The organism is Thermithiobacillus tepidarius DSM 3134, from assembly GCF_000423825.1.
Taxonomy (GTDB): Bacteria; Pseudomonadota; Gammaproteobacteria; order Acidithiobacillales; family Thermithiobacillaceae; genus Thermithiobacillus; species Thermithiobacillus tepidarius.
The window spans coordinates 31,522-50,454 of sequence record NZ_AUIS01000013.1 but is presented as its reverse complement, the minus strand read 5'-3'; the positions used below and the strand labels follow the sequence as shown (position 1 = coordinate 50,454).

General features: G+C 65.6%; 21 protein-coding genes. 12 read left to right on the top strand and 9 right to left on the bottom strand.

Annotated elements, in window-relative coordinates:
- Positions 1-26 precede the first annotated feature (26 nt).
- The 8 genes from G579_RS16635 (at position 27) to G579_RS0108190 (ending at position 6,958) form a co-directional block, all read left to right on the top strand.
- Positions 27-1,277: an MFS transporter gene (locus G579_RS16635; RefSeq protein ID WP_051181205.1), complete on the top strand. Its 1,251-nt coding sequence runs from the start codon at positions 27-29 to the stop codon at positions 1,275-1,277.
- Between the two features lie 19 nt (positions 1,278-1,296).
- Positions 1,297-1,749 (top strand): single-stranded DNA-binding protein, encoded by a 453-nt coding sequence (locus G579_RS0108220; protein ID WP_028989798.1) that lies wholly within the window; start codon positions 1,297-1,299, stop codon positions 1,747-1,749.
- Positions 1,750-1,917: 168 nt separating this feature from the next.
- Positions 1,918-2,805 (top strand): NAD(P)-dependent oxidoreductase, encoded by an 888-nt coding sequence (locus G579_RS0108215; protein WP_028989797.1) that lies wholly within the window; start codon positions 1,918-1,920, stop codon positions 2,803-2,805.
- 31 nt (positions 2,806-2,836) lie between these two features.
- On the top strand, positions 2,837-4,528 hold the full coding sequence (glgP, locus tag G579_RS0108210; RefSeq protein WP_028989796.1) for an alpha-glucan family phosphorylase: 1,692 nt from the start codon (positions 2,837-2,839) through the stop codon (positions 4,526-4,528).
- A 114-nt stretch (positions 4,529-4,642) separates the two neighbouring features.
- Positions 4,643-5,485 (top strand): SirB1 family protein, encoded by an 843-nt coding sequence (locus G579_RS16630; RefSeq protein ID WP_081662678.1) that lies wholly within the window; start codon positions 4,643-4,645, stop codon positions 5,483-5,485.
- A gap of 24 nt (positions 5,486-5,509) precedes the next feature.
- The gene (locus G579_RS0108200) at positions 5,510-5,845 is read left to right on the top strand and encodes a thioredoxin family protein (RefSeq protein ID WP_028989795.1); all 336 of its coding nucleotides are present in this window, start codon (positions 5,510-5,512) and stop codon (positions 5,843-5,845) included.
- Positions 5,842-6,399, top strand: a complete 558-nt coding sequence (gene ampD / locus G579_RS0108195; RefSeq protein ID WP_028989794.1) for a 1,6-anhydro-N-acetylmuramyl-L-alanine amidase AmpD — start codon at positions 5,842-5,844, stop codon at positions 6,397-6,399. The genes G579_RS0108200 and ampD overlap by 4 nt, the downstream gene beginning before the upstream one ends.
- A complete protein-coding gene (locus G579_RS0108190; RefSeq protein WP_155989780.1) occupies positions 6,392-6,958 on the top strand; it encodes a GyrI-like domain-containing protein in 567 nt (188 codons plus the stop codon). The genes ampD and G579_RS0108190 overlap by 8 nt, the downstream gene beginning before the upstream one ends.
- Before the next feature lie 76 nt (positions 6,959-7,034).
- On the opposite strand, the gene G579_RS0108185 is transcribed toward G579_RS0108190, so the two are convergent.
- From G579_RS0108185 to G579_RS16625, 3 genes are read right to left on the bottom strand one after another with little or no spacing between them, the layout of a single operon-like run.
- A complete protein-coding gene (locus G579_RS0108185; protein WP_028989792.1) occupies positions 7,035-7,712 on the bottom strand; it encodes an ABC transporter ATP-binding protein in 678 nt (225 codons plus the stop codon).
- A complete protein-coding gene (locus tag G579_RS0108180) occupies positions 7,709-8,953 on the bottom strand; it encodes an ABC transporter permease (RefSeq protein WP_028989791.1) in 1,245 nt (414 codons plus the stop codon). The genes G579_RS0108185 and G579_RS0108180 overlap by 4 nt, the downstream gene beginning before the upstream one ends.
- A 7-nt stretch (positions 8,954-8,960) precedes the next feature.
- The gene (locus G579_RS16625) at positions 8,961-9,968 is read right to left on the bottom strand and encodes an efflux RND transporter periplasmic adaptor subunit (protein ID WP_038018950.1); all 1,008 of its coding nucleotides are present in this window, start codon (positions 9,966-9,968) and stop codon (positions 8,961-8,963) included.
- A 205-nt stretch (positions 9,969-10,173) separates the two neighbouring features.
- On the opposite strand from G579_RS16625, the gene G579_RS19005 reads away from it, so the two are divergent.
- Together G579_RS19005 and G579_RS16620 are read left to right on the top strand one after the other, a co-directional pair.
- Positions 10,174-10,398, top strand: a complete 225-nt coding sequence (locus G579_RS19005) for a PP0621 family protein (protein WP_028989790.1) — start codon at positions 10,174-10,176, stop codon at positions 10,396-10,398.
- Between the two features lie 5 nt (positions 10,399-10,403).
- Positions 10,404-12,401: an O-antigen ligase family protein gene (locus tag G579_RS16620; RefSeq protein ID WP_051181194.1), complete on the top strand. Its 1,998-nt coding sequence runs from the start codon at positions 10,404-10,406 to the stop codon at positions 12,399-12,401.
- 477 nt (positions 12,402-12,878) lie between these two features.
- Here the strand turns inward: G579_RS16620 and G579_RS16615 are convergent, their stop codons facing one another.
- The 6 genes from G579_RS16615 to G579_RS0108135 form a co-directional block, all read right to left on the bottom strand.
- Positions 12,879-13,826, bottom strand: a complete 948-nt coding sequence (locus G579_RS16615) for an ABC transporter ATP-binding protein (RefSeq protein WP_038018944.1) — start codon at positions 13,824-13,826, stop codon at positions 12,879-12,881.
- A 19-nt stretch (positions 13,827-13,845) separates the two neighbouring features.
- Positions 13,846-14,682: a hypothetical protein gene (locus G579_RS16610; RefSeq protein ID WP_051181192.1), complete on the bottom strand. Its 837-nt coding sequence runs from the start codon at positions 14,680-14,682 to the stop codon at positions 13,846-13,848.
- 88 nt (positions 14,683-14,770) lie between these two features.
- Positions 14,771-15,490: an ABC transporter permease subunit gene (locus G579_RS0108150; protein WP_028989789.1), complete on the bottom strand. Its 720-nt coding sequence runs from the start codon at positions 15,488-15,490 to the stop codon at positions 14,771-14,773.
- 95 nt (positions 15,491-15,585) lie between these two features.
- A complete protein-coding gene (locus tag G579_RS0108145; protein ID WP_028989788.1) occupies positions 15,586-15,960 on the bottom strand; it encodes a hypothetical protein in 375 nt (124 codons plus the stop codon).
- A gap of 12 nt (positions 15,961-15,972) precedes the next feature.
- Positions 15,973-16,173: a prepilin-type N-terminal cleavage/methylation domain-containing protein gene (locus tag G579_RS19725; protein ID WP_028989787.1), complete on the bottom strand. Its 201-nt coding sequence runs from the start codon at positions 16,171-16,173 to the stop codon at positions 15,973-15,975.
- A gap of 51 nt (positions 16,174-16,224) precedes the next feature.
- Positions 16,225-16,599, bottom strand: a complete 375-nt coding sequence (locus G579_RS0108135; RefSeq protein ID WP_155989779.1) for a hypothetical protein — start codon at positions 16,597-16,599, stop codon at positions 16,225-16,227.
- 135 nt (positions 16,600-16,734) lie between these two features.
- Between G579_RS0108135 and G579_RS18260 the strand changes: the two genes are divergently transcribed.
- Positions 16,735-17,244: a type IV pilin protein gene (locus G579_RS18260; protein WP_155989778.1), complete on the top strand. Its 510-nt coding sequence runs from the start codon at positions 16,735-16,737 to the stop codon at positions 17,242-17,244.
- Between the two features lie 229 nt (positions 17,245-17,473).
- Positions 17,474-18,874, top strand: coding sequence for a phosphomannomutase/phosphoglucomutase (locus G579_RS0108125; RefSeq protein WP_028989785.1), 1,401 nt, complete (start codon positions 17,474-17,476; stop codon positions 18,872-18,874).
- Positions 18,875-18,933 lie beyond the last annotated feature (59 nt).

Genomic DNA, 18,933 nt, shown 5'->3' with positions numbered 1-18,933 from the left:
GCCGGAGGACAGGAGAGGAGGTGGGCATGCAGGAACGTGGCGCGGTACGCGATTCGAATCCGGGAACACATCGGCAACGGGCCTCGCTCGGGGTCATCGTGCTGACGGTATTCCTGGATCTGCTGGCCTTTGGCATGGTGATCCCGCTCATGCCGCTCTATGCCGACGCTTTCCGCGCCAGCGGCTTGGCCATCGGCTGGCTCCTGGCCATCTACTCCCTGATGCAGTTCCTCTTCGCACCCATTTGGGGCCGCCTGTCCGACCGCATCGGCCGCAAGCCGGTGCTGCTGATCGGCCTGTGGGGCTCGGCCGCGGCGCACCTCATCTACGGCTTGGCCGGCAGCGTGACGGTGCTGCTGCTGGCCCGCGCGCTGGCTGGCGTGGCCGGCGCGAACATCAGCGTGGCGCACGCCTATGTGGCCGACATTACCAAGCCCGAGGACCGGGCCAAGGGCATGGGCCTTTTGGGTGCGGCGCTCGGCATGGGCTTCGTGGTGGGGCCGGCCCTGGGTGGCGTGCTGTCCCAGTTCGGCCTGCAGACCACCCCGTTAGTGGCCGCCGCACTGGCGGGAATAAATGCTATAATGGCAATGGTGATTCTGAAAGAGTCGCGGGTACCGACGGCGGCTCCCTACAAGCCTTACGTGCACCCCTTGGCGGTGGCCACTTGGCAGCATGCCGTGAAAGGCGTCGGGGTGGCGCTGCTGGTGTTGGTGGCGTTGCTGAGCATGACGGCCTTTTCCGCCTTCGAGACGGTGCTGCCGCTCTTCGGCAAGGCGCACCTGGGCTGGAGCATGACCACAGTGGGCTGGTTCTTCGCTTATGTAGGCATCTTGATCGTGCTGGTGCAGGGTGGGCTGATCAGGCGGCTGATTCCCCGGCTCGGCGAGTCGCGGACGGCCAGCGTGGGGCTGGCACTGACGGCGTTGGGGCTGTTGTGGATGGCGTCGCTGCCCGGGGTGGTCGGACTCTATCTGGTCATGATTCCGCTGGCGCTCGGCGTGGGCATGACCAATCCCAGCCTGAGCGCGCTGGTATCGCTGAACAGCGCGCAGGCGGAGCAGGGCGTGGCGCTGGGCTTTTATCAGTCGGCCAGCAGCCTGGGACGGGTGTTGGGTCCGCTGCTCGGTGGTGGTGTCTACCAGTATGCGCACGGTGCCGGCGGGGCCTTGACGGCGGCGGCGGGCATCATGTTGCTGGCGGTGTTGCTGTTCTTGGGGGTGGCCGTGCCGCGGCTGTCCGTGCGCAGGGCGTTGCGGCAGTCCGCGGCGCATTAATGTAACAGGAGATGATTCCATGGCGGGTGTAAACAAGGTGATACTGGTGGGCCATCTGGGGCGGGACCCGGAGGTGCGCTACTCCCCGAACGGCAGCGCGATCGCGACGCTCAGCCTGGCGACCAGCGAGCAGTTCAAGGACAAGGACGGCAACAAGCAGGAGCGCACCGAGTGGCACCGGGTCGTCCTCTTCGGGCGTCAGGCGGAAGTGGCGGGCGAGTACCTCCGCAAGGGCCGCATGGCTTACGTGGAAGGCCGCCTGCAGACGCGCAAGTGGACCGACAAGGAAGGTCAGGAGCGTTATACGACCGAGATCGTCGGTGACCGCCTGCAGTTGCTGGGCGGCGGCGGTGGCGGCGGGGCCGGTGTGATGGAAGAGCGAATGGACGAAGACTTCGACCAGACGCCCCGGCGCGCCGGCAAGTCGCCCGAGCCCATGCAGGACGACTTCGAAGACGATATTCCGTTCTAGCCGCTTGTCTGCGGAACAGCGCGGCATGCGCACGAGCGCGCCCGGGTCGGCAAGATCCGGGCGTGTTTTTTTGGGGGTGTACCTGCCTTACCCATAAGGTCCGTTGCCCACTGTCCCCAGTGGCAGCAGAATGCGACTGTGTTCATCCGCTGGTGAGGAGGGCTGGATATGAGCGAAGCCGTCGGCTTTGTCGGATTGGGCCACATGGGGCTGCCCATGGCGCATAACCTGTTGCGGGCTGGTTACCGGCTGCGCGTGTACAACCGTACTCCGGCAAAGGCCGCCGCGCTGGCCGAGCAGGGGGCTGAGCTCGTCGGGCGGCCGGCCGACGTGGCGGCGCCGGGCGGGATCGTGATCACCATGGTTGCCAACGACCAGGCCCTGGAGGCGGTCACGCTGGGTGCGGACGGCTTCGGGGAACAGCTGGGCCCAGGGGGCGTGCATCTGTCCATGAGTACCGTGTCGCCAGCCATCGCCCAGCGCCTCGCCGCCCATTATCAAGCGCGGGGGGCAGCCTATGTGGCCGCGCCGGTCTTTGGCCGGCCGGATGCCGCGGCCGCGCGCAAGCTGTGGGTCTGCACGTCCGGACCGCAGGCGGCCAAGGAGCGGGTTCGCCCCGTGCTCGATGCGCTGGGGCAGGGCATCTTCGATTTCGGCGCGGCGCCCGAGGCGGCGCATGTGGTCAAGGTGGCGGGCAATTTTCTCATCGTCTCGGCCATGGAGGCAATGGCGGAGGCCTTCACGCTGGCGGAGAAGCACGGCATCGAGCGCGGCCAGATCGCGTCCATGCTGGCGCAGACCATCTTCGCCTGTCCCATTTATCAGAACTACGGCAAAATGATTGCCGAGGAGACTTACGCGCCGGCCGGCTTCAGGCTGGCCTTGGGCGCCAAGGACCTCAACTTGGTGCTGGATGCCGCGAGCACGGCCCGGGTGCCCATGCCCTTCGCCAGCCTCTTGCATGACCGCATGCTCTCGGCGCTGGCCAAGGGACGCGCGGACATGGACTGGACTGCCGTGGGCTTGGCCGTGTCCGAGGATGCCGGACTCAAATAGCGGCTGGGGCGGCAGTGGCCCGGGAGCAGCGATGATCGACGAATTTGTTCGGGTGCCGCGCGTGGCTTATTTCTCCATGGAAATTGCCCTGCGCAACGAGATCCCCACCTACAGCGGCGGCCTGGGCGTGCTGGCGGGCGACACGGTGCGTTCCGCCGCCGACTTGGAGCTGCCTTTCGTCGCCGTCAGTCTGGTGAGCCGCGCCGGCTATTTTCGCCAGGAAATCGATAGCCAGGGGCGGCAGGTCGAGCGCCTGGACCCCTGGACGCCGGAGCGCTGGGCCTCGCCGCTGGAGGCCATGGTCGCGGTGACCATCGAGGGGCGCCCGGTCTGGGTCAGCGGCTGGCTTTATCTGCTGGAGGGCTATCGCAGCGGCAAGCAGCCGGTGATCCTGCTGGACACCGATCTCGATCACAATCGCAGCGACGACCGCGAAATCACCCACTATCTCTATGGCGGTGACGCGACCTATCGGCTCAAGCAGGAGATCGTCCTGGGGATCGGCGGCATGCGCATCCTGCAGGCCCTCGGCTTCAGAGTGCTCCATCACCATATGAACGAAGGCCATTCCGCCCTTTTGGGGCTGGAACTGCTGCGGCGCTATGCTTACGCATCGGAGGATCTGCGTCCCGGCGAATCGTCCTACGACATCCCGCGGGTCCGGGAGCTGTGCAGCTTTACCACGCATACGCCGGTGGAGGCGGGGCACGACAAGTTTCCCTATGATCTGGTGCAAAAGGTGCTTGGGGCTTTCGTCGAGTTGCCGACCCTGAAGTCGTTGGCGGGCGAGGAGGCGCTGAACATGGCCCGGCTGGCGCTCAACCTGAGCGAATACGTCAATGGCGTCGCCAAGCGCCATGCCGAGATCTCCGGCAAGCTGTTTCCCGGTTACCGCGTGCACGCGGTAACCAATGGCGTGCATCCTTTCACCTGGACCGCGCCGAGCTTCGCCCGGCTCTATGATGCCCATCTGCTCGGCTGGGCCCATGAGCCGGAGCTTTTGGTGCGTGCCGACCGCATTCCCGACGGCGAGATCTGGATGGCGCATGCGGAGGCCAAGCAGGCGCTGATCGAGCGGGTCCGGGCGGCGAGCGGCGTGGAACTGGATCCCGAACTGCCGCTTGTGGGCTTTGCCCGGCGCATGACCGCCTACAAGCGTCCTGATCTGCTCTTTTCCGATGTGGAGCGCCTGCGGGCCATCGCGCGCGAGCACCCGTTCCAGCTCGTGCTGGCGGGCAAGGCGCATCCGCGGGACGAGGGCGGCAAACGCCTGATCGAGTTTCTGCATGCCCGCATGCGCGAACTGGCGGACGTGTTGCCGATTGCCTATCTGCCCAACTACGACATGAGCACGGCGCTGGCCATGGTGGCCGGCGTGGACGTCTGGCTGAATACGCCGTTGCGTCCGTTGGAGGCCTCCGGCACCAGCGGCATGAAGGCGGCTTTCAATGGCGTGCCCAGCTTGAGCGTCCTGGACGGCTGGTGGATCGAGGGCTGCCTGGAAGGGGTGAACGGCTGGGCCGTCGGCAATGCCTCGGATGCCGCCAACGGCTCTGACGCGCTGCACCTCTATGACAAGCTGCAGCAAACGGTGCTGCCACTTTATCGCGACGACCGGCCGGCCTGGATCGCCGTCATGAAAGGCGCCATTTGCAAGAGCGCCTCCTTTTTCAACAGCCATCGCATGATGCGGCGCTACGTGACCGAGGCATACATACGCTAGCTGCCCGTATGCCGGGGAGATTCTGCTATACTGGGTGGCATTGAAAGGCGTGCCCGGCGTCGATCACCGTATGGATGAGGCTGTTTGCCTGCGAGCGGAACATGGGACAGGACTATGTGGTACGGTAAGCAACGGCTTGTGCGGGAACTGGAGCAGTTGCTGCGCGACGAGGGCGGGGGCGGGCACCTCCTGGCGGTGGGCCTGTTGATTTCGGTGCTCGACAGCCGTCCGCCCGACCTCGCGGCGGCGGAAGCCTTCGTCACGGAGCAGTCGGCACGGGTGCGGGTGTTGGCCGCGGACATGGCTGATCCGCGGCACGCGGTGGCAGTCTTGAACCAGGTGTTTTTCCAGGAGTGCGCCTTTCAGGCGAGTCCGAGTGGGGCCTATCAGCCATCCTATTCGGACTTGAGCGAGGTCCTGGCGCAGCGCGTCGGCATCCCCATCAGCCTGGCGGTATTTTACCTGGAGATCGGCCGGCAAGCCGGCTTGCCGCTGGTGGGCATCAACTTCCCCGGCCACTTTCTGGTCGGGCTGGAAAGCGGCGGGCAGATTCAGCCCATCGACGTTTACCAGGGGGGGCAGTTGCTGAGCGAGCAGGAATGCCGGCAACGCCTGGAGAAACTGTACGGGGATACGCTGCGCTTCGAGCGCGCCATGCTGCAGCCGGCCACGCCGCGCGCCATCTGGGTGCGCATCCTCAACAATCTGAAGGGCTATTTCATCCAGTCCGGTCAGGAAAACTGGGCGGCGGAGATGATCGACCGGATTCTGCTGATCGACCCGCGCCGCTATACCGAGTACCGGGATCGCGGCCTGCTGCACTATCATGGCGGCAGAAGCCAGGAAGCAGCGGCCGATCTGCAGCAATATCTGCATTTCGTGCCCGATGCACCCGACGCCGCCATGATCCGGGCGCTCTTGGCCGAGATCGTGGAAGAACGGCCGCCGCTGCATTGAGTCCCACTGCTTCAGCCCCCGACCGTGGAACAGATCTCCGAATTCGAATTCTACGCCCGCCTGCGCGAGCAGCGCGGCATGGTCCTGCTGCTCTTCACCGCGCCCGCCTGTGCCAGTTGCCGCGCCTTCAAGGGCTTGCTGCGCGAGTACGAAATGTTGCGCGACGACCTGCAGGTGTGGGAGGTGGATGCCGTGGAAAATCCGGGCTTGGTGCGAGAGTACGAGGTCTTCCATCTGCCGGCGCTGTTTCTGTTCCAGGACGGCCACTACCGGCGCCCGATCGTCTGCGAAGCCCGGCCAGCGGCATTGCACCAAGCGGTGACGGAGGCCTTGGCCCTGCCGCCGCTGGAGCCGCCATGAGGGACAGTTTCGATGCCGCCGGCTGGCACCGGCATGCCCGGCAGGTGCCGTCGCCCAATTACAATGCACGGCCGCCGGGCACGGAAGTCGATCTGATCGTGATCCACGCGATTTCCCTGCCGCCCGGGGAGTTCGGCAAGGGTTACGTGGAGTGCTTCTTCCGCAACGAACTGCCCGTGGCGGTGCATCCGTATTTCCGGGAAATCCAGGAGCTGCAGGTGTCCGCCCATTTCCTCATCGACCGGCGCGGGCGCTTGACCCAGTTCGTGAGCACCGAGGCGCGCGCATGGCATGCCGGGCAGTCGCTCTGGGAAGGACGCTCGAACTGCAACGATTTCAGCATCGGGATCGAACTGGAGGGGACCGAAAGTGATCCGTTCACCCGTGCCCAGTACCTGCGCTGCGCCCGGCTCTGCCGGCAATTGCAGCAGCGCTATCCGGCCATCACGGACGCGCGCATCGTCGGTCATCAGGACGTGGCGCCCGGACGCAAATGGGACCCGGGTCCGCAGTTTCGTTGGGAGCTTTTCAGGAGTTTGTTGACGCATGCCTAGGATGGAAGAAGAACAAGTCGAGGAAAGGATTGGCTCAGGCCCCAAACATTGGTCCAGCGGCTGGCTGGGCGCCTTGCTGGCGTTCGTCATCCCTCTGCTGGTCATTGCTTATTTCTTGGGCATTTTCGCCAAGCCCACCGTCACGGTGACGGAGACCGGTCCGTACCGTTACGTTTACCTGCCCTTTCAGGGCGGCTACTACCAAGTGGATGAACGGCTGCAGGATCTGGAAAAGAGTCTGAAGCTGGCGCGGGTGCCGCACGGCGGGCCCATGGGCGTGTTTTACGATGATCCGCGTCAGGTGCCGGAAAGGGCGCGCCGTGCGCGGGCCGGCTACTTTCTGGCCCCGGACACGCCGGTGCCTGCCGACATGAAGGTGGACAACATTCCGCGGCGCCGGGTGGTGATGGTGCAGGTCAAGGCCCATCCCGCCATCGCTCCGATCAAGGCCTACCGCGCTCTGGATCAGTGGCTGCAGGCCAATGGCCTGCCGCTGGCTTGGCCGACGCTGGAGCGCTATGGGCCAAACAAGGTGGTGACGGTGGAAATGGGGCTTTGAGGAAAGCCGGGTGGCGCACGGTGCAGCCGAAGGCGCGAAAGTGATCCTCGGCGCTCCGCCGCCTCGCTCTTGCACGTTATTCCACCACCCTTCCGTCCACCAGCCTGATCTGCCGCTGGGTCTGTTGCGACAGCTGCGGGTCGTGGGTGACGGTGATGACGGTCTGGCCATTGTCCCGGACCAGTCTTTGGAAAATGTCGAAGACGATCTGACCGTTTTTGCTGTCCAGGTTGCCCGTGGGTTCGTCCGCCAGGATGAGCAAGGGGTCGTTGGCCAGGGCGCGGGCGATGGCGACGCGCTGGCGCTGGCCGCCGGAGAGTTGCTCGGGTTTTTTGTGCAGCTCCGCGCCGAGGCCGAGTTCTTCCAGGAGGCGCGCGGCGCGCGCCCGCATATCCCGTTCCGGCTGGGCCGCCAGTTTGCGCATGGGGATCAAGACGTTTTCCAGGGCGCTGAACTCGGGCAGCAGGAAATGGAACTGGAAGACGAAACCCAGCTTGCGCAGGCGCAGCGCCGCCAATTCCGTACGGTTCAGGGCGGAGGTGTCCCGGCCTTCCAGGTAGATGGCGCCGCGGCTGGGCACGTCCAGCAGACCGAGCAGATAGAGCAGGGAGGACTTGCCGGAGCCGGAAGGACCGGTGATGGCCACGAACTCGCCGTGCTCGATGCGCAGGTCGACGTCGGCCACCAGCGTGACCGGTACCGGCCCTGGCAGGACACGGGTGACGCCGCGGGCTTCCAGCAGGACTCCGCTCACGCGCCGCCCCGGATGATGTCCACCGGGTTGAGCCGGGCGGCCTTGCGTGCCGGCAGATAGGCGGCCAGGGTGGCGGCCACCAGGGCGAAGGCGCCGGCGATGAGATAGTGGGTGAAAGAGTAATAGAGCACGAAACCCTCGGATTTGATGAAGCCTTCCAGCGTGAAGTGGATGGTGGACAGCAGCAGCGTCAGGCCGTAGCCCAGCAGCCAGCCCAGGAGCGTGCCCACCACGCCCACGGCCAGCCCTTCCAGCAGGAAGATCCGGCGGATGTCGCCTTCCGCCAGGCCGATGGACTTGAGGATGGCAATGTCGCGGGTCTTTTCATGGATCACGGTGGAGATGATGTTGAAGATGCCGAAGGCGGCCACCACCAGGATGGCGCCGGTGGAGGAGTAGGTGACTGCGTTCTGGATGACGAAGATGCCGAGCACGTTCTTGTTGGTTTCTTCCCAGGATTCGCTGCGGTAGCCGTAGCGGGACTCGATGGTGGCCGCCAGCCGGCGCGCCTGGCCCACGTCCCGCAGGCGCAGGCGGATCTGGTTGATCACATTGGGCCGGTCCTGCAGGATCTGGGATTTCTTGAGCAGCGCATAGGCCTCGAAGTTGTCGAGGGTGGTGATGCCGGTGCGGAAGATGCCCGCCACCTGCATGCGCAGGATCACCCCGGCCGGCGAGATGACCGACAAGGTATCGTGCAGCCCGATGCCGAGCTTGTCGGCCAGACCTTCGCCCAGGATGATGCCGTTGGCCGTGCTGTACAAAGCGCTCAGGCGGCCGTCCACCAGGTCGCGCTCCAGATTGGTGACCCGGCGCTCGCGTTCCGGCTCGATGCCCACCAGGGTGGCGGAGACGTCGCGGCTGCCGTAGCGCAGGAAGACCTGGCCGCGCAGGGTCGGCGCCACCGCCACGCCCGGCAGGCGGGACAGGGCGTCCACCATGGCCGCGGCATTGCGGATGCCGCGCAGTTCCTCCTTGGGCTTGAGGCCGCGCAGGGCGATGGCGCCGTCGGGGAAGAGCCGCTGCAGCGGCTGCACGGGTGGGCTCCGGTATTCGTCCTTGACGATGATGTGCGGCGAGACGTCGATCACCTTGGCGATGAAGTAGCGTTGGAAGCCCTGCATCAGGGCCGCCATGGCGATGAAAAAGCCCACCCCCAGGGCCACCCCGAGGATGGACACCAGGGTCTGGCGCCTGCGGTTGCGCAGGTGGGTCAGGGCGATGTCGAGGATGAGCGGCATGGCGGCCTCAGGTGCGCGGTGGCGCGATGCGCACTGCGTCGCCGTCGCGCAGCGCGGATGGCGGGTGCACGATCACGGTTTCGTCGCCCCGCAGGCCCGCCTGGATTTCGGTGCGGCTGTCGCCCACGACGCCGGTGCGCACGGGCACGCGCCGCGCCTTGCCGTCCCGGACGACCCAGACGTGCCGGTCGGCCACCGCGCTGCTGGGCACCAGCAATGCATCGCGCTGCTCGCGCACGATGATGTTGACCTCGGTGGTCATGCCGATGCGCAGGGGGGTATCGTCGGGCAGGGCGATGCGCACCCGGTAGCTCTTGTTCACCGGGTCGCCCCGGGGAGTGATCTCCTGCACCCGGCCCGCCAGGCTGCGCTCGGCGAAGGCGTCGGCCTTGATGAGCGCGCGCTGGCCGGGTCGCACCAGCGGCACGTCCTCTTCGTCGACCTCCGCCGTCACCCGGAGCGGCCGCTCCTGCCCGACCCAGAAGAGCACGTCCTTGGTGTCCGCCACCTCGCCGACTTCGCCGTCCCGCTGCAGTACGACGCCATCGAGCGGGGAGCGCAGGATCAGGTCCGCCAAAGGCTGCCGCGCCGCCGCGAGGGCCGCTTGCGCCTGCCGGTGCTCGCTCACGGCCCGCTCATAGTCCTGCTGGCTGACGTACTGTTCCCGCGCCAGCGGCGCCAGGCGCGCCACCTCGTTGCGCAAGAAGCGCTCGCGGGCCGCCAGCTGCTCCAGGTTGGCGCGCGCCTGCTGATCGTCCAGGCGGGCAAGTACGGTGCCGCGGGCCACGCGCTCTCCCTCGGCGGCCAGGACGGCCACGATGCGTCCCGCCACCCTGGGGCTCACCTTGGCCCAGCGCACGGGCTCGACGGTGCCGGTGGCGTAGACGGCTTCGACCGCCGTCCCTCGGCTGGGACGCGCCACCGCCACCGTGATGCGGGTTTGCTGGTAAGCGAAAATCCCCGCCGCCGCCAGCGCAAGCAGGAGAAGGGCGTAAACAGCGAATTTGGCGCGCATGCCGGCGGGCTCCGAAGCGGACGGGGATCGTGACTTCCTTCAGTATATGGGATACATTGGACAACTGATAACGACCCGCCTCCGACTGCCATGCGCCGGCATGAAAATGGAAGCAGAATGAACGATTTGCGGCTTCTCACGGCACAGGAACCCGTTGCTTCCGGGCTAGGTCGGCCGTTTCTTGCCCTTGCTTGCGGCTGATGCCATGAAATACCTGCTGGCCATCCTGATCGTCTGGCTGATCTGGCGGGGGGGCAAAGCCCTGCAGCGCCGGCCGCGCTCCGAACTGGCGCAACCCGTGCGCAAGCAGCCCGAGGATATGGTGCAATGCCGCACGTGCGGCGTTTTCCTGCCCCGCAGCCAGGCCGCGCAGCTCGGCACCGACGATCTCCAATACCGTTGCCCGGAACACGCGCCCCGCCAAGACTGAAGCCCATGCAGCTGACGCTCGTTTTTCTCCCGTTCCTGGCCTTTTTGGCCAGTTGGCCCTTCAATGGCCAGCAGATTCCCTTCCTGGCCCTGTCCATGCTCCTGCTGCTGCTCTGGGGCGGGCTGCTCCTGTGGTGGCGCAACGGCAAGGGGCTGCCCCTGCCGCGCGGTGGGGTTCCCCTGTTCATGCTCGCTTACGCGATCTGGCTCGGATCGACCCTGCTGTGGACGAGCACCCCTTATACCAGCTGGTTCTACTTCTGGATCATCGGCAGCCTGCCGCTGGCCTATCTGCTCTGGCAGCTCATGCCGGACCCCGACGAGGCTTGGGCGCGCCTGTGGCCCATGCTGGTGCTGAGCGCCGCTGCCTTGGCAGGATGGGGGCTCTATCAGTACGCCGTCCAGCCCGGCTCGCGCCCAACCGGGCCTCTGCTGGACTGGAACAGCTACGCCGCCTTCCTGAACCTGCTGTTCTTCCCCATTCTCGTCCGGTTTTTCCTGCACCGGCGGGCGGCCGAAGGAGGCGCCGCCGGCCGGATCGACTGGATCGGCGCTGGCTACATGGCGTTGCTGGCGGCCATGCTCTTCGCCTTCTTCGCCGCTTCTTCGCGCGGCGGCACCCTTGCCTGGCTGCTGATCGTCCCGCTGGCGCTGTGGACCGTGCGACGGCAGGCCGCCTTCCGGCGCAAGGCCGGTTACGTGCTCGGTGCGGCACTGGCGACCTTTCTCGTCACCAACGCGATTTCCGCCGCTTTCGCGCCGGGCAGCCAGCTTTCGGCGCGCATGGCTGACGATTACATCGAGCAGGACCGTTCCGTCGGCTCGCGCTTCGACATGTGGCGCTCCACCTGGCACATCATCGAGGATCATCCGCTGTTGGGCACGGGGCTGGGCAGCTACTTCATCTACTACCCGGCTTACCGCGACGCCAAGGAGCTGGAGTCGGCCGGCACCTATGCCCACAACGATTACCTGCAGTTCCTGCAGGAGGGCGGACCGCTCAATCTGCTGTTCCTGGCGGCATTGCCGCTGCTGCTGCTCTTTCTGATCTACCGGCAGTGGAGCCGGCCCGATGATCCGCGGCGGGTGGAGGCCGCCGGGCTCTACTTGAGCGTGCTGGGCATCAGCGCCCACGCCGTGGTCAACTTCATCTTCTTCAACCTGCCCCTGAGCCTGCTGGCCGGCCTGCTGCTCGGCCGGGCCTATCAGCTGCATGCCGGCTCGCCGGCCACCCGGCCGCTGTTGCCGCGCCTGCAGATCCGCCCGGCAATGGCGCGCACAGCGCTGCTTCTCGCATTGTCATGGCCCGCTGCGATCCTGGCCTTGGACGGGCTCATCCCCCTGTTGTTCACGGCGCACAGCGCTGCCGCCGCCAGCTTGGCGCATGTGCTGGGCATGCCCGAGGAGCAACTGCGCTACCGGCTCGCCGGGGCCATGGCCGTGCTCCGTCCCGCCGCCGCCTTGCCGCACGTTTATCTGGCGGAGCAGGATGCCAAACTGCTAGACCTGGATCTGGGGCCGAAGAACGCCATCAAGCCGGCACTGATGACGAGCGCCTTGCAGGACTACCAGGCCGCTTTGACGGGAAATCCTCGCCAACCCGGCAACCTGCTGGAACAGGCCAAGCTGCTGCTGCAGCACCAGGACCTGCTCCCGCCGGGACAGGCCGCCCAGCGGGCCGAACGGCTGCTTCGCACCGCCTTGGCATACAATCCGCAGCATGTGGACGTCCGCCTCAGTCTGGCGCAGCTGTATTTCAACCAGGGGAAGAATTTGCAAGGCTACGCCTTGCTGAAGGAGGGGGTGAGCCGCCCGCTCTTCGCCCGCGACCGGGCGCAGCTGCGCTTCAATGTGGCCGAAGTGGCCTGCCAGCTCGGCCGGCGGGCGGAGGCGCAGGAAATGGCGACGGCGTTGCTCAAGCAGTTGCCGGGCAATCCGGAGGCGGCGGCTTTGGCGCGGCGGGTGGCCAGGCCGGGGGAGTGTGAGGGACGGGTTGGAAGGTAGCAGGCAGGTTGGGCTTCGCGAGGCTCAGCCCAACCTGCCCGCTTCAGTCAACTTATCCATTTGTTCTAGTGACTAAGCTCATGTCCACGCCCCGCCTGCCTTCTCCCTCCGGGAGAGGCCAGGGTGAGGGCCAGCGTGGATGATGCCTGGGCATGAACTTTGGGTTTCGCTGCTGCCCGATGCGGTAGGCGTGGGCTGCCCCATGATCCAGATAGCGGCGCTTGCATTTCCATCGCGGGCAAGCCGCTCCTGCGGCGGAACGCGGTACCGACCCGGCTCATGCAGCTCGGGCAGTCCGGCCGCTGCCGACCGGCCGTCGCCGCGAATCGGTTCTCCAACCCGCATCCCCGCCGGGACAGCGCGCGAGTTCAACCCGGATCGAGGCCTCGCTGGGAGAAGCAGGGTGCGGGTGGTTGTTGGCGCTTGCCGGGCATTGTGCTGGGGCAGCTTGCTGCCCGGCATGGCAGGAGCGGTCGACTAGCGGGGCTGTTCCGCAGCCGCCTTCTGCAGGCTGATGTCCTTCAGGTCCTCGTCCTGGATGAAGCGCATGAAAGCTTGTTCCAGGCGCAGGCCGACCGGACGGATCTCCAGGATGCGGTGCTGGGCCTGCTCCAGCTCGTGGAGCTTGTTCCAGAGGGCATCCGCCTTGACCTGGGTCTCCCAGCCGCCGCTGGCACGGCTCAGGGCGCCGGGGACGGGGAAGGTGCCCAGGCTGACGATCATCATCTGCTCGTTGCTGCCGCCGCGCAGCTCGGTGGGCGAGCCGATGGTGCGCAGGCGACCCCGGTGAATGATGCCGAAGCGGTCGCCCAGCTGCTCCACGTCGGTCAGGACGTGGGACGAGAAGAACAGGGTGCCGCCCTGATTGCGGTAGGCGATCAGTGTTTCCACCACTTCCTGCCGCCAGATGGGGTCCAGGCCGGACAGAGGCTCGTCGAGGATCAGGAGCTCGGGATTGCCCACCATGGCGTGGCCCAGGGCGACGCGCTGGGTCATGCCCTTGCTCAGGGTGCGGATGCGCTTCTTCGCCACCGCCCCCAGCCCGAAGCGTTCCAGCCAACCCATGCAGTGGCTGGTCACCCCGCGGCCTTTCATGCCGCGCATGCGCGCGCCCATGCGCAGCATCTCCAGCGGCGTCAGATAATCGTAGAGATAAGGGTTTTCGGGCACATAGCCCAGCTTGCGCCGGGCCCGGTGGTCGGTGGTGTCCAAACCGTGGATGCGGGCATGGCCGCTGGTCGGCCGCAGGATGCCCGTGAGGATCTTGATGGTGGTGCTCTTGCCGGCGCCGTTCGGACCCGCGAAGCCGAAGGCCTCGCCCGCGCGTACCTGCAGACTGAGCTCCTGCAATCCCTGCACCGGCTTGAGGCGTTTGTCCCGGTAGACTTTGCTGAGTTTTTCCAGTTCGATGACGTGCTCGGACATGGTGTATTCCGTGTTGTGGCTACTGGAGGCGTGCTTGGGGCGAGGCGACCAGCGCGGGCTCTCCCGCCGGGTCGAGCATATAACCCTGGCCCAGCGGATCCTGCGGCAGCGCATCCATGATGCGTGCCTGCACGAGATCGTCCAGCCGGCGCAGCGGGTGGCCGGTGCGCCGGCGGTACTCCGCCGCCGCCGCGCGCAGTGCCTGCAGTCCTTCCAGGCGCTGGATGCGCAGTTGCAGATACTGGCGCAGGGCCGGGCTGCGGCTGTTCTCGGCCAAGCCGCGGATCATGCCGATGGCGAAGGCCGGGTCATCGCTTTTTTCGTAATACTTGGCCGAGATGTTGAGCAGGGCGAGGCGCTGCTCGCCGCTGACGCGGTCGGCGGCGGCTCGCATCGCCCGGGCCGCGGCAATGGGTTCGTGCTGGAAGTAAAAGGTGTTGAAGCCCAGGAAAAAGGGCGGCAGGAAGTCGCGCGGCCGGGCCCCGGCGGCGCGGCGGAGGATGTCCTGGGCGGCCTCGACCTGGCCCATCCAGGGCAGGATGGATTGGGCGATGTAGTAGTTGTCCTCGTGGGCCGGGTTGAGCCTGGCGACGTCCTGCTGTACCCGGGCCAGCACGGCGTAGCCGGCGGGGTCCAGTTTATCCGTGCCGGCCACCACGGCGCGGAACACGCCCATGTTCGCCGCGAGATAACGGTCGCCGCCGGCCAGCGCCACCTGCAGGAGCGGCGGCACGGCGACGCTGAGGGTGCTTTCGGCGGCCTTGGGGCGCGGCAGCTCGCGGACATGCTGCACGCCGGCCAGATACGCGGTGACAGCCAGGATGAGGGCGAGCAGGGCCAAAATGCGTTCCGTCATGCTGCAGACCTGGTTTTTCCACTACCTTGCGCAGGAGCGGATCGCATTACCTTGATCGCGGGCAAGCCCGCTCCTGCAGGCAGGCGCATCAGGCGAATTCCCGGCGGTTGAAGATCAGCACGGCCGCAGCCAGCAGGATGGCCAGGTAGCCCAGCGCCATGACCGCAGGCCAGAGCATGGCCTCGCTGCCGGGCCATTGGCCATAGAGAGTCAGCGGGCGAATGTCGAGGCGGCTCAGATCGGGGAGGATCCAGCGTACTGCGTCGAGAATCGGCTGATAGGTGCCAGCGATCTGCTTGGCTGCGTCCGTATTGCCGAGCAGGAATTCCAACGCGGGCCCGAGGCTGCGGCCGGCAACGGCAAAGGCGAGGCCGAGGGCGAAGGGCAGCAGGGGGGTGGTGGAGAGGCTCGTGACGAACACGGCAAAGGCGGCCACCACCGCCAAATCGAGAAAATTGTAGAGCAGGGTCAGCCAGAGTTCCTTGCCCAGGTGCACCATTTGCGCTTGCGCATAGCCGCCGGCGACGACGTGCACCGTGCCGAGCAGCAGCAGACCCAGAAGCACCACGGCGGCAGCGGTGAGGAGCAAGAGACCCAAGTAGCGGCCCAGCAGGTAGGCCGAGCGCGGTGCAGGGTAGGCCAGCGCGGAGAAGACGGTGCGCCGCTCCACCTCGCGGGCGATCAATTCCTGGGTCCAGAAGAGGACCAGCAAGAGGCCGATGATGCGAATGGCCGAGAGGCCGACGTCGAGGGCCACGGTGGCGGGTTGCCGGCCGGAAAACTCGGCGGCCAGATAGGCTCCGCCCATGGCCAATAGGCCCAAAATAAAGAGTGCCTGGAAACTCCGGCTACGCAAGCCGGAGCGCCAGGCGACGAGGAGGTGTTGCTGTACCGCGTGCAGGCTTAGCATACACCCGCTGAGTAGGTGGCCGCGGTTACTGCGCCTGCGCCAGCCGTCTTCTTCGCAGTCGTGCACTCGGTGACGGAGCCACCAGCAGTACTGCCGGCATAAACGCGGGGCGAGTTGAAATGACCGGTGGTGACGGTAACCGCCGGCGTCACTCCGGCAGCATCTGTTGCGACGATGCCTACACCTTTGGAGAGGGTCATGCTGAACTGGGTAAAGGGAACGTTCGTTCCATTGGTAACTGTAAGTTCCTGAGTGGCTTTGGGATCACCGCTGACGGCCGATCCACCCACGGTCAGCGTAGCGGCAGCGGCCAGGGCCACGCCGGGTACGAGAAAGGCCAAGCCAAAGATAAAGCGCAAGTTCTTCATGGCCGTTACTCCTTATTGTATATTTGCGATGGTAGAGGTCAGGAAGTTCTTGGCATCGCTCTGGGCCGCCTTGTCGAACGCCCGCTCACGATACTGGCTGAACTGCGGAATGGCGATGGCGGCCAGGATGCCGATGATGGCCACCACGATCATGAGTTCGATCAGGGTAAAACCCTGCTCCTTGCGTGCCTTGGCGCTGCGTAGCTTCATCATTTCATGCTCCTTCTTTGTGGTCTGGACGTGGAACAAGCCGCTCTGCCCAAATCATTGGCCAAACAATGGCTTGGGACAGGAGTACCCTGGCATCCTGGCCGCCATCGCATCGTACGCTTTTTCCTTGAGATGCAGATGTTTGGGGATGACGACGGCGGCCAAGGTGCCGATAGTGGCGGCCGCGAACATCAGCGCATTCAGGATGAATCCTTGTTCTGTTATGCGGGCTGATTGGCGCTGATGCATCGCGGCCCCACTTGCCTTGTATCCGCTTTTGTAAAAGCAAGGGGCGTGCCAAGCCTGGATTTTGTCTAAAAGCTCGATCTGCTGCTCCGCTCGGAGGCGCGAGGTGACAAAAAATGTCAATCTGCCCCGATGTCGGCTGCTGCCTTTGTCACTTTTTCTGATCCAGCGACTCCCATCCACCCCAGATCCTCGCGTGCATTCAAGAAAGCTGCCCTCCGGCAGACCGGGCACATGATTTGCTTGAATCAAATCGCCTGGGCGAGTCGTTTGGCATCAGGCCTGTCGCATTGCTGAACACAAGACCTGGGTGGGTAAGTGGTGAATAAAAAAGAAAAAGGGTTTACCTTGATTGAGCTGATGATGGCGATCGCCATCATCGGCATTCTTGCGGCCATCGCCATCCCCAACTACAACGCCTACGTTCTGCGGGCGAAGCGCACGGAAGCGCAGAGCAATCTGTTGCAGTTGCAGACCCTGCTGGAGCAGCATTACCAGGATTTCCGCAGCTACGCGCACTCCAACGCGCCAGCGGCCGATATCGTCGTCAGCACGACCGCCGCCGACATCAGCGCCATCACCGTCTCGACGCTGCTGCCGGGCTGGAACCCGGGGCCGGCGGCGAATCAGCGCTTTACCTACAACATCACCACCAGCAACAACGGCCAGAACTTCGTGCTGTCCGCTGCGGGTCTCGCCGCCAAGGGCACCAACACGCTGAGCTTCGCCATGAACGACGCCAACGTCAGGTGCTGGCGCGATGGCAGCCCCGCGCTCATCCTGGGCGCCGCTGCCACCACCTGTCCGGCTGGCTCCAGCGCCTGGTGAAAACCGAGCGGGACAGCTTTCCTTCCGTTTCGTATCTCCGCGTTTGAAAACATATTCCGTTCTGGCCTATCCGGCCCGTTTGCGATAGGGTTTGACTTGCCTGCGTTCGCTTGCGATCAGCGGCCTTGCCGCTGGGTCGTCGCGTTGGTTTAGGACCTTCGTCCCTTGCATGGGCCATAGGCCTGGGCAATCATAAGAAAATTATTTTTATAACCACACAGGAGCGAATATGCCCATTCCCGCTGGTCAAGTGAACCCCTCCATCCCTGCCGGCATTTTCCGCGAGTACGACATCCGCGGCATCGTCGACCGCGACCTGACCGATGCCGTGGTTTACGACATCGGCCGGGCCATCGGCAGCGAGGCGCGCAGCCGGGGCCTGCAGCGGATCGTGGTGGGGCGGGACGGGCGCCTGTCGGGAACGCGTTTCCTGGACCAACTGAGCAAGGGGCTGACCAGCACGGGTTGCCTGGTCATCGACGTGGAGCGGGTGCCCACGCCGACCCTGTACTATGCCGTGTTCCACCTGAACGCCGACGGCGGGGTGATGGTCACGGGCAGCCACAATCCGCCCGATTACAACGGCTTCAAGATCATGCTGGGCGGCGGCACCCTGCACGGTGAGCAGATCCAGGGGCTGCGCCGGCGCATGGAGGCGGGCGACTACGTGACCGGCCACGGCCATGTGGAGAACCTGGACATCCACTGGGACTACATCCAGCGCATCGTGGGCGACATCAAGCTGGCGCGGCCCCTGCGCATCGGCATCGACTGCGGCAACGGCGTGACCGGCGCCATTGCCCCGCAGCTGTTCCGGGAGCTGGGCTGCGAGGTGCACGAGCTCTTCACCGAGGTGGACGGCACCTTCCCCAATCATCATCCCGACCCCACCGTGGAGAAGAACCTTCAGGACCTGATCCGGCTGGTGGACGAAAAGGGCCTGGACGTCGGCTTGGCCTTCGATGGCGACGGCGACCGCCTGGGCGTGGTGGCGCCCGGCGGGGAGATCATCTGGCCGGACCGGCAACTGATCCTGCTGGCCCAGGACGTGTTGTCCCGCAACCCGGGCGCGCCCATCATCTTCGACGTGAAGTGCACGCGCTATCTGCCCGAAGCCATCACGGCGGCGGGCGGTCAGGCCATGATGTGGAAGACCGGCCACAGCGTGATCAAGAGCAAGATGCAGGAAACCCAGGCCCCGCTGGCCGGCGAGATGAGCGGCCACATCTTCTTCAAGGAGCGCTGGTACGGCTTCGACGACGGCATGTACACGGGCGCCCGTCTGCTGGAAGTGCTGAGCAAGGACAGCCGCTCGCCCAAGGAGGTGCTGACCTCCCTGCCCAAGGGCTATTCGACGCCGGAACTGCGCCTGGACACCCCGGAAGGGCGCAACTTCACCCTGGTCGACGATCTCAAGCGCGCAGCCCATTTCCCGGACGCCAAGATCATCGACCTCGACGGCATCCGCGTGGAATTCCCCGACGGCTGGGGGCTGGCGCGGGCGTCCAACACGCAACCGGCGGTGGTGATGCGCTTCGAGGCGGACACGCCGGAGGCGCTGGAGCGCATCAAGAACCAGTTCCGGAAACTGTTGCTGCAAGTGGAGCCGGGGTTGGATATTCCGTTTTGAGGGCTGGGGATGAGGGGACGGGTTGCCGGTCGAGCGGCCGGCAACCCGTTTTTGTTATG